Source organism: Microbacterium sp. H6, from assembly GCF_003314775.1.
Classification (GTDB): domain Bacteria; phylum Actinomycetota; class Actinomycetes; order Actinomycetales; family Microbacteriaceae; genus Microbacterium; species Microbacterium oxydans.
This window is the reverse complement of record NZ_QOAY01000187.1, coordinates 1-9,040: the sequence shown is the minus strand read 5'-3', so window position 1 is coordinate 9,040 and position 9,040 is coordinate 1. Positions and strand designations below refer to the sequence as shown.

Below are 9,040 nucleotides of genomic sequence, written 5' to 3'. Positions count from 1 at the left end.
CGACGAGCGCCGAGACCTACCTCCAGATCGAGAAGATCCTCTCGATCGCCCGCCGTGCCGGCGCCGACGCCGTGCACCCCGGCTACGGCTTCCTCGCCGAGAACGCCGAGTTCGCCCGCGCCATCATCGACGCGGGGATGACCTGGATCGGCCCCTCCCCCGAAGCCATCGAGGCCCTCGGTGACAAGGTGACCGCGCGTCACGTGGCCGAGAAGGTCGGCGCACCCCTCGCCCCCGGAACGCCGGGACCGGTCGAGGGCGCAGACGAGGTCATCGCCTTCGCGAAGGAGTTCGGCCTCCCGATCGCCATCAAGGCCGCCTACGGCGGCGGCGGACGCGGCCTCAAGGTCGCGCGTGAGCTCGACGAGGTGGCCGAGCTCTTCGAGTCCGCCACGCGCGAGGCCGTCGCCGCCTTCGGCCGCGGCGAGTGCTTCGTCGAGAAGTACCTCGACAAGCCGCGTCACGTCGAGACCCAGTGCCTGGCCGATGCCGAAGGCAACGTCGTCGTGATCTCGACGCGTGACTGCTCGCTGCAGCGCCGCCATCAGAAGCTCGTCGAGGAGGCGCCGGCTCCGTTCCTCACGCAGGAGCAGAACGACCTCCTCTACGCCGCCTCCAAGGCCATCCTCAAGGAGGTCGGCTACGTCGGCGCCGGTACCTGCGAGTTCCTCATCGGAGCCGACGGAACCGTCTCCTTCCTCGAGGTGAACACACGTCTGCAGGTCGAGCACCCGGTCTCCGAGGAGGTCACCGGCATCGACCTGGTACGAGAGCAGTTCCGTATCGCGGCCGGCGGCACCATCGACTACGACGACCCGAAGCCGCAGGGCCACTCGATCGAGTTCCGCATCAACGGCGAGGACCCCGGTCGCGGATTCCTGCCCCAGCCGGGCCCGATCCACGTCTTCAAGACCTTCGGAGGCCCCGGCATCCGTCTGGATTCCGGTGTCACTGCGGGCGACTCGGTCTCCGGTGCCTTCGACTCGCTGCTCGCCAAGATCATCGTGACCGGCAAGGACAGGGCAGAGGCCCTCGAGCGCTCGCGCCGTGCCCTCGACGAGTTCGAGGTCGCCGGCCTTCCCACCGTCATCCCGTTCCACCGCAAGGTCGTGCGCGATCCTGCGTTCACAGCGGAGAGCGGCGAGTTCGGCATCTTCACGCGCTGGATCGAGACCGAGTTCGTCAACGACATCCCGGCCTGGGACGGAGAGCTCGAGGCGCCGGCTGCCTCCGAAGCCCGGCACACGGTCGTCGTCGAGGTCTCCGGCAAGCGACTCGAGGTGAGCCTGCCGGACCGCGTCGCCGTCGCCGCAGGCACCGCTGGGCGCCCCGCCGCGGTTCCGCCGTCGCGCCGCAGCCATGCCACAACAGCCAACGCCGGAGCCTCGGGGGATGCCGTCAAGTCCCCCATGCAGGCCACGGTCGTGAAGATCGCGGTCGCCGACGGACAGCAGGTCGTCAAGGGCGATCTGGTCGTCGTACTCGAGGCCATGAAGATGGAGCAGCCGCTGCAGGCGCACAAGGACGGCGTCGTCGGCAACATCAACGCCGATGCCGGCGCCACGGTCTCCGCGGGACACCAGCTGCTCACCATCAGCTGATCCTCCCACTGACACGCGAAAGGCGCCCCACCGAAGTGGGGCGCCTTTGCTGTGCCTACGGGCGTCAGGAGATGTTCACGAGGTGCATCGCCCTGCTCGCGTCGGTGATGCTGCTGGACAGCGAGGGGTAGGCGGCGAAGACCCGCGAGACCTGATCGACCGTGAGGCGGCGCTCGACGGCGACCGCGATCGGGTAGATCAGCTCCGAGGCCTTCGGAGCGACGATCACACCGCCGATCACCGTACCGGAGCCCTTCCGCGCGATGAGCTTCACGAAGCCGTCCTTGATGCCCATCATCTTCGCGCGCGGGTTCGCCGCGAGAGGCAGCTTGTAGACCATGCCGTCCGCGACGCCATCCTCGACGTCTTTGACGCCGTAGCCGACCGTGGCGATCTCTGGCGCGGTGAAGATATTGGAGGTGATCTTGATCAGCTCCAACGGGATCACGATGTCGCCGAGGGCGTGGAACACCGCGGTGCGCCCCTGCATCGACGCGACGGAGGCCAACGGGAAGAAGTTCGTGCAGTCGCCGACGGCGTACACGTTGGGGACCGAGGTACGAGCGACCTTGTTCACCCGGACGTGCCCGGATTCGTCGAGCTCGACGCCGGCTTCCTCGAGACCGATGCCTGCGGTGTTCGGGATGGACCCGACGGCCATGAGGCAGTGGCTGCCCTCGACCGTGCGCCCATCGGACAGCGTGACGGTGACGCCGTCGTCCGTGACCTCCACCTTGTCGGCGCGCGACTTGGAGAGCACCTGCATTCCCCCGCGCTTGAAGACCTTCTCCAGCACCGCAGCCGCGTCCTTGTCCTCGCCGGGGAGCACCTGCTCACGGCTCGAGATCAGGGTCACCTTGGCGCCCAGGTTCATGTACGCGGAGGCGAACTCCGCTCCGGTGACACCGGATCCGACCACGATGAGGTGCTCGGGGAGCGCCTTCATGTCGTACAGCTGCGTCCACGTCAGGATGCGCTTGCCGTCGGGCTTTGCGGAGTCCAGCTCGCGCGGCGAGGCGCCGACGGCCACGACGATGGTGTCGGCCTCGACCCGGTCGAAGTCGGTGCCGCCCTGGCCGGTCGAGACGATGATCGCCGTGGGCCCTTCGAGGCGTCCGTGGCCGGACAGGATGCGCACACCGGCCTCGAGGAGCGTCGCGCGCATGTCCTCGGACTGCTGGCCGGCGAGCGCGAGGAGGCGCTTGTTCACGGCGGCGAGGTTGATCGCGATCTCGGGCTTGAGGGGGCGGGAGTGGTCGCCCTTGGCATAGAAGTTCACGCCGAGGTCGCTGGCCTCGGAGATGGCGACGGCCGCATCGGCGGTGGCGATCAGGCTCTTCGAAGGCACGACGTCGGTGAGCACGGCTGATCCGCCGACTCCCACCCGTTCGACCAGGGTAACCTCGGCACCCAACTGGGCGGCCGCGAGGGCCGCCTCGTAGCCGCCGGGACCGCCGCCGAGCACGGCGACGCGCTGAGTGCGCTCGAAAGTGGTGGAAGACATGGAATCCATTCTCGCGCAATCCTGGCACCCGAGCCTGCACCTTCCTAGAGTGGATCCATGCCCGAAACGCACAGCAACCCCCTCGACGACCCGACCGCGAACCCGTTCGAGGTGGCCGCGCAGGCCGCAGCCGACATCGCCCGTCTGACCGGCGTCGAGAACCACGACATCGCCCTCACCCTCGGCAGCGGCTGGGGCAAGGCGGCCGACATCATCGGCGAGACCGTCGCCACGATCCCCGCGACCGAGGTCACCGGCTTCTCGAAGCCCGCGCTCGAAGGCCACGTCGGCACACTGCGCAGCATCCGCACCCCCGGCGGCAAGAACGTCCTCGTCATCGGCGCGCGCACGCACTACTACGAGGCTCACGGCGTACGCCGCGTCGTGCACAGCGTCCGCACGGCAGCCGCGACGGGCGCCAAGATCATGGTGCTGACCAACGGAGCCGGCGGCATCCGCGAGACCTGGACCCCTGGCCAGCCCGTGCTGATCAGCGATCACATCAACCTCACGGCCGATTCGCCGCTCGAGGGCGCCACGTTCGTCGACCTCACCGATCTGTACTCGAAACGTCTTCGGGACGTCGCCCGCTCGATCGACCCCTCACTCGACGAAGGCGTCTACACGCAGTTCCGCGGCCCGCACTATGAGACCCCGGCAGAGGTGCAGATGGCCAAGCACATCGGCGGCCACATCGTCGGCATGTCGACTGCGCTCGAGGCGATCGCCGCGCGGGAGGCCGGCATGGAGATTCTCGGGTTCTCCCTGATCACCAACCTCGCCGCGGGAATCCAGCAGACCCCGCTCAGCCATGCCGAGGTGATCGAGGCCGGACGGGAGGCGGAGCCCGTGATCTCCGCGCTTCTGGCCAGGGTGGTCGAGGCCCTGTGAGCGAGGAGCGGCTCGCGCAGGCCCGCGCCTGGTTGCGCCAGGACCCCGACCACGAGACCCGCGACGAACTGGCAGGTGTGATCACCCGGGCCGCCGCCGGGGATGCGGACGCGATCGCCGACCTCGACGACCGTTTCCGCACGCGTCTCGCCTTCGGCACCGCCGGTCTGCGCGGTGAGCTCGGCGCCGGGAGCAACCGGATGAACCGGGTGCTGGTCGCGCAGGCCGCTGCGGGATTCGCCGCCTACCTGCGCGAGAAGTCGAACGGCCAGAAGTCGAACGGCCAGACGCCGACCGTGGTGATCGGATACGACGGGCGTCGCAACTCCCGCGTGTTCGCGACCGACTCCGCCGAGCTGTTCGCCGGAGCCGGACTGCGCGCGGTCCTGCTCCCCCGTCTGCTCCCCACCCCCGTCCTCGCGTTCGCCGTGCGCCACCTGGGAGCCGATGCCGGCGTGATGGTGACCGCGAGCCACAACCCGCCGAACGACAACGGGTACAAGGTGTACCTGGGCGGCGCGGATCAGGGGTCGCAGATCGTCGCTCCGGCCGATGCGGAGATCGCCGCGCACATCCAGCGGATGGCGGACGCCGGACCGGTGACGGCAATGCCGCGCTCCACGGAATACGAGGTCGCAGGCGAGGACGTCGTCGAGGCATACATCGCAGCGACCGCCGCCGTCGCCCCCGCCCCCGCCGGCACCACCGGGATGCGCTGGGTGTACACGGCGATGCACGGCGTGGGCTGGGAGACGCTGTCCCGCATCGTCAAGGACGCCGGATACCCGCAGCCGTTCGTCGTCGACGAGCAGCTCACGCCCGACGCCACCTTCCGCACCGTGTCCTTCCCGAACCCGGAGGAGCCCGGTGCCATGGATCTCGCTTTCGCGAGGGCTCGGCGCGTCAAGGCGGACTTCATCCTCGCCAACGACCCCGACGCCGACCGCCTGGCCGTCGCGATCCCCGACGACTCGGCAGCGGACGGCTGGCGTCGCCTCACCGGCAACGAGGTCGGACTCCTGCTCGGCGCGAGGGCGGCACGTGCTGCGGCGGGCACGCCAGGGGCATCACTCGCCTGCTCACTCGTCTCCTCCCCCGGCCTCGGCGCCGTCGCGACCCACCACGGACTCGACTTCCACGAGACGCTCACGGGCTTCAAATGGATCTCACGCGCCCCTGGCATCGTCTTCGGTTTCGAAGAGGCTCTGGGTTACCTCGTGAACCCGGAGACCGTGCGCGACAAGGACGGCGTGTCGGCCGCCGTCGCGGTCCTCGGCCTCGCGGCAGAGGCGCGCGACCGTGGAGCGACGCTCAGCGACCTGCTGGACGAACTCGGCGAGACCTACGGGCACTTCGCCAGCGGTCAGGTGTCGGTGCGCGTCGAAGACCTCTCGATCATCGGTACCGTGATGCTCGCCCTGCGCACGCTTCCGCCGACACACATCGCCGGTCGGTCGATCGCCTCGGCCGAGGATCTGCTGCAGGCGGGCCAGGGGCAGCCGTCCGGTGACGTGCTCCGCTACCGGCTGACGGACGGGTCCCGCGTGATCGTGCGTCCCAGCGGCACCGAGCCGAAGCTGAAGGTCTACATCGACGCGAAGGCGGACTCCGCCGAGCGCGCGCGAGAGGCCGTCGCCGAACTCGAAGCCGGGGTGCGCACCCTGCTCGACGAACGCTCCTGAGCATGCCGATCCGACGCATCATCGTCAGCGCGCACAACGGCGTGCACGCTCGTCCGGTGGCCGAGCTCGTGCGACTCGCGCAGTCGCACGGGTCTCCGGTCACCCTCCGCACGGCCGACGGCACCACCGTCGACCTGAGCAGCGTGCTGGCCGTGATGGACCTCGGGATCGCGACAGGAGATCCGGTCGAGATCGAGACCGCACCGTCTCCGACGTCCGAGGCCGTCCTCGATCAGCTCGCGGAGGTTCTCGCTCCCCGCGGCTGACCGCGACCCTCACCCGTCGATCACGGCGACGAGCTCGTCGAGGAACGCCTCGAAAGTCGTCCCCTTCCGGACGATCCGCTGCACGCTCTCGCGCTCGCTGAACACCTCGACGAGCTGCTCGAACACGGTCTGGAAAGCCGCACGGTCGCTCTCGCTGAACGCCGCGAGGGCGACGACCTGCACTCGCCCTCCGCCCCAGGCCGCTGAGCCGTCCGCGACGCCGATGGCGATGGCCGTGCGAGTGGCGGTCATCTGGAGCGCGTGCGGCACGGCGAGCGCATCCGTGAAGGCGGTCGACGACATCCGCTCCCGCACGATGGTGTTCTCGATGTAGTCCTCGCCGATCAGGCCCGCCTGCACCAGAAGACCGCCCAGACGCCGGATGATCGCCTCCTCCCCCTCATCCGGCAGGGGGAACACGTAGGCGTCCGCGAGGAAGTAGCGGGCGAGCTCACCGCGGAGGCGGGTGAGACGCCGTCCCCGCCGCACCCGCGCCGCCGCCTGCTGGATGCGGTCGACGTCGGCATCGGTCAGGAACGGCTGGATGCGTACGAAGCGGTCGCCGGAGGATCCCGGTTCGATGGTGCTGAGCACCAGATCGGTATCGAACGACGACCAGTCCGGATCGACATTGGTGACGACGGTGGTGACCTCGATGGCCGTCCCGAGGGAACGGTCGACGCTGGAGCGGAGCAGTTCGTGCAGCTCGTGATACCCCGGGCACACGATCGTGGCGGTGAGGATGGATTCCGCCTTGCGGCTGCGTTCGAGACGGCCGCCCACGTGCATGGCGATGTAGGCGATCTCGTCGTCGTGGATCGGCGTGCCGACGCGGTCGTGCAGGCCGCTCGCGATCGACACGGCCACCTCGAAGATCATCGGGTACGTCGCCTTCAACGACCGGGTGAGCGGGTTCCGCGTGAGGGCGCTCTCCTCCGCCCGCCGCAGCAGATTCTGCACGTGCAGGGCGAGACGCAGGACGAAGGTCTCATCGACGAGGTCGACCTCGAAGTCCTCGGCCGCACGCGTGATCTCCGCACGGACGGCGGCCTCGACCATCGGGTCGACGCCGCTGCGGGCGACCTCGCGTGTCGTCGCCTCCCCCGGCGCGACGATGCGCGTCAGCACGAGGGAGGCGAGGTGGCCGCTGTCGCCATCGCCGAGGACCACCGAGAAGTGCTCGAAGGCCAGGCGGGCGATGACCGCCCCCACGCGCGGGATCTCCTCGCGCGTGCCCGCCGGTGCAGATTCGAGCGTGTGTCCCGCAGCGACCCGCTCCGCGGCGATCGCGATGTGCAGCAGCACGTCGGAGATCGCGAGCTCGTTCACGTAGTAGCCGAGCTCACCCAACTCGCGCACCAGGGCCGATTTGAAGGGACCGACCGCGCCGGCGTCCACCGCCGATCCGGACAGCGCGCGCCGGAACGTCTCGGGATGGAAGGAGGCATCATCCATCTCGTCGTGGGCGAGCCTGCTGAGCAGACGGCGCTGCGCTGTCTCATTGCCGCGCAGACGCACGATCTCGCGCTCGCGCTCGAGCGTCAGGTCGGTGTCGTCGAGAAGGCCGCGCACGCGCACCAGATCCGCTTCGAGCGTCGCCTCGCTGACGTGCAGATCCTCCGCGGTGTCGAAGACATCGATGCCAGCCGGCTCATCGAGCAGGAGTCGCACCAGGGTGTGCAGGCGATCGCGAGGGGCCGATTCCCCGCCCTGACGCATGCGCATCGCACCCCGTGCACCGGATCCGGCGCGATACCCCGCGGGACCCGACTCGATCACGGCGGCTCCGGGCGTGCGAGCGTTCAGCGCCGCGACGTAGGAACGGATGCTGCGCGGGGTGACCCCCATGAGGTCGGCGAGGCTCGCGGCCGTAGCCCAGCCCTCCTGACGCAGCAGCGCGGCGAGGAGCTGGTCCTGACGCTGGCGCGACATGATCCTCCCCTCCCGCGTGCTGACTGCACCGTCTCGACGTGCTCTCCATGATGTCAGGTGGCCGGCGCCTCGGGGCGGAAGGCGCCGTTCCGCGGGGGCGGAAAGGATCCTGTTGGCGCGCACCCCTTCCTGGTTCCCAGACTGTTCTCAGGAAGTAGGTGGGCATCGATGAGGATCCTCGTGGTGTGCGGTGCGGGAGCATCGAGCACGTTCGTCGCGCAGCGGCTCCGCCGTGCCGCGGAGACGGCCGGTCTGGCCTGGGACGCATCCGCCGGGACGGAGGGCGCCGCCTCGGATTCCGACCACGACCTGATCCTGGTCGGCCCGCACCTGGCCGACCGCCTCGACGCCATCCGCGAGAGCTCGAACGCGCCGGTCGCCATCCTCCCGGACGACGTCTTCTCCGATCTCGACGGCTCGCGCACGCTCGTCCTCGCCCGTTCGCTCCTCGCCGCCGGCGAAACCCCGAAAGGAACATCATGACCGCCACCCGCACCGTCCGGATCGGCTCCTCCCACGGACTCCACGCCCGTCCAGCCAAGCTGTTCGCGCAGGCGGCGAAGGACTCCGGCATCGCCGTGACGATCGCCAAGGATTCCGGAAAACCCGTCAACGCGGCGAGCATCCTCGGCGTCATCGCCCTCGCGATCGAGCACGGCGACTACGTCACGCTCACGGCGGACGGCGACGGCGCGGAGAACGTGCTCGACACCCTCACCGAGCTCCTCACCACCGACCACGACCAGGACGCCGCCGGATGAGCGAGCTGCGCGGAGTGGGCATCGGTCTCGGGGTCGCCCAGGGGCCGATCGTCCGCATGGCCGAGGCGATGCCGGCCCCGGAGAACACGCCGAGCACCGCGGGGGCTGACGCCGAACGAGCCAGGGTCCGCGACGCCGTCTCGGTCGTGGCGAAGGAACTGAACGAGCGCGGCGAGGCAGCCGGAGGATCCGCGCAGGAGGTCCTCGAGGCGCAGGCCATGATCGCCGAGGACCCGACGCTCCAGGACGAGGTCGACACACGGATCGACGCGGGGGCGACGGCCGAGTGGGCCGTGCACGACGCATTCGCCGGGTTCCGCGCCACGCTCGAGGCGGTCGGCGGCTACCTCGGCGAACGCGCCGCGGACCTGGACGACATCGCGCAGCGAGTGCTCGCGCATCT

General features: G+C 69.6%; 9 protein-coding genes. 7 read left to right on the top strand and 2 right to left on the bottom strand.

All coding sequences use genetic code 11. The features are described 5' to 3' along the window. On the top strand, positions 1 to 1,601 hold a 1,601-nt coding region (locus DSP71_RS12125; RefSeq protein ID WP_258546408.1), incomplete at its 5' end, for a biotin carboxylase N-terminal domain-containing protein. Between the two features lie 64 nt (positions 1,602 to 1,665). On the opposite strand, the gene DSP71_RS12120 is transcribed toward DSP71_RS12125, so the two are convergent. Continuing rightward, on the bottom strand, positions 1,666 to 3,114 hold the full coding sequence (locus DSP71_RS12120; RefSeq protein WP_046748960.1) for an NAD(P)H-quinone dehydrogenase: 1,449 nt from the start codon (positions 3,112 to 3,114) through the stop codon (positions 1,666 to 1,668). 48 nt (positions 3,115 to 3,162) lie between these two features. On the opposite strand from DSP71_RS12120, the gene DSP71_RS12115 reads away from it, so the two are divergent. The 3 genes from DSP71_RS12115 to DSP71_RS12105 are packed head-to-tail and all read left to right on the top strand — an operon-like array spanning position 3,163 to position 5,944. After that, on the top strand, positions 3,163 to 3,996 hold the full coding sequence (locus DSP71_RS12115) for a purine-nucleoside phosphorylase (RefSeq protein ID WP_046748959.1): 834 nt from the start codon (positions 3,163 to 3,165) through the stop codon (positions 3,994 to 3,996). Beyond that, positions 3,993 to 5,678 carry a phospho-sugar mutase gene (locus tag DSP71_RS12110; RefSeq protein ID WP_113681215.1) on the top strand — a complete coding sequence of 562 codons (1,686 nt, stop codon included), beginning with the start codon at positions 3,993 to 3,995 and terminating at the stop codon, positions 5,676 to 5,678. The genes DSP71_RS12115 and DSP71_RS12110 overlap by 4 nt, the downstream gene beginning before the upstream one ends. A 2-nt stretch (positions 5,679 to 5,680) precedes the next feature. After that, on the top strand, positions 5,681 to 5,944 hold the full coding sequence (locus DSP71_RS12105) for an HPr family phosphocarrier protein (RefSeq protein WP_046748957.1): 264 nt from the start codon (positions 5,681 to 5,683) through the stop codon (positions 5,942 to 5,944). Between the two features lie 9 nt (positions 5,945 to 5,953). Here DSP71_RS12105 and DSP71_RS12100 read toward each other — a convergent pair whose 3' ends face one another. Further along, positions 5,954 to 7,876, bottom strand: a complete 1,923-nt coding sequence (locus DSP71_RS12100; protein ID WP_113681214.1) for a PRD domain-containing protein — start codon at positions 7,874 to 7,876, stop codon at positions 5,954 to 5,956. A 168-nt stretch (positions 7,877 to 8,044) separates the two neighbouring features. Here DSP71_RS12100 and DSP71_RS12095 point away from each other — a divergent pair, with 168 nt between their 5' ends. The 3 genes from DSP71_RS12095 to DSP71_RS12085 form a co-directional block, all read left to right on the top strand. Continuing rightward, positions 8,045 to 8,359 (top strand): PTS sugar transporter subunit IIB, encoded by a 315-nt coding sequence (locus DSP71_RS12095; protein WP_113681213.1) that lies wholly within the window; start codon positions 8,045 to 8,047, stop codon positions 8,357 to 8,359. After that, positions 8,356 to 8,637, top strand: coding sequence for an HPr family phosphocarrier protein (locus DSP71_RS12090; RefSeq protein WP_046748954.1), 282 nt, complete (start codon positions 8,356 to 8,358; stop codon positions 8,635 to 8,637). Before DSP71_RS12095 ends, DSP71_RS12090 begins: the two co-directional genes overlap by 4 nt. Continuing rightward, on the top strand, positions 8,634 to 9,040 hold a 407-nt coding region (locus DSP71_RS12085; RefSeq protein WP_309472618.1), incomplete at its 3' end, for a phosphoenolpyruvate-utilizing N-terminal domain-containing protein. The genes DSP71_RS12090 and DSP71_RS12085, both read left to right, overlap by 4 nt.

Excerpts from the sequence above, each read along its gene's own strand:
- DSP71_RS12105 (WP_046748957.1), top strand. The coding sequence starts at position 5,681 with ATGCCGATCCGACGCATCATCGTCAGCGCGCACAACGGCGTGCACGCT.
- DSP71_RS12115 (WP_046748959.1), top strand. The coding sequence starts at position 3,163 with ATGCCCGAAACGCACAGCAACCCCCTCGACGACCCGACCGCGAACCCG.
- DSP71_RS12120 (WP_046748960.1), bottom strand. The coding sequence starts at position 3,114 with ATGGATTCCATGTCTTCCACCACTTTCGAGCGCACTCAGCGCGTCGCC.
- DSP71_RS12100 (WP_113681214.1), bottom strand. The coding sequence starts at position 7,876 with ATGTCGCGCCAGCGTCAGGACCAGCTCCTCGCCGCGCTGCTGCGTCAG.
- DSP71_RS12090 (WP_046748954.1), top strand. The coding sequence starts at position 8,356 with ATGACCGCCACCCGCACCGTCCGGATCGGCTCCTCCCACGGACTCCAC.
- DSP71_RS12095 (WP_113681213.1), top strand. The coding sequence starts at position 8,045 with ATGAGGATCCTCGTGGTGTGCGGTGCGGGAGCATCGAGCACGTTCGTC.